We start from the raw sequence: 602 nt of genomic DNA on the forward strand, positions 1-602 counted from the left end.
CCGGTGACCCAGCCGATGTCGGCAGTGCACCAGTACACGTCGGTCTCGGGTTTGATGTCGAAGACATTGAAATGGGTGTAGGAGGCCTGGGTGAGGTAGCCGCCCGAGGTGTGCATGATGCCCTTGGGCTTGCCGGTGGTGCCCGAGGTGTACAGCAGGAACAGCGGGTGCTCGGACTCGAACGCCTCCGGGGTGTGCTCGGTGGACGCCTTGGGCACGATTTCGTCCCACCAGAGGTCGCGGTCTTCGGTCCAGTCGACGTCGATTCCGGTGCGGCGCACCACCAGAACGTGCTCGACGGGGCTGTCCTGGCCGAGGCCGGCGATGGCTTCGTCGACGCCGGCTTTCAAGGACACGGCCTGCCCGCGGCGGTACTGGCCGTCGGTGGTGATCACCAGTTTGGCCGAGGCGTCCTCGATGCGGGCCTTGAGCGCGGAGGCGGAGAATCCGGCGAACACGACGCTGTGCATGACGCCGAGGCGGGCGCACGCCAGCATCGCCACGATGGCTTCGGGGACCATCGGCATGTAGATGGCCACCCGGTCGCCGGCCTGCAGGCCGAGTTCGGTCAGGGTGTTGGCGGCTTGGGACACCTCGTCTTT

The 602-nt window shown here is 66.8% G+C and carries 1 protein-coding gene; it reads right to left on the bottom strand.

Annotation, left to right across the window (positions count from 1 at the left end; genetic code table 11):
- On the bottom strand, positions 1-602 hold a 602-nt coding region (locus tag AC3A6P_RS36095), incomplete at both ends, for an AMP-binding protein (RefSeq protein ID WP_487697456.1).

The sequence above is a fragment of the Mycobacterium sp. Soil_C_30 genome (assembly GCF_057656995.1).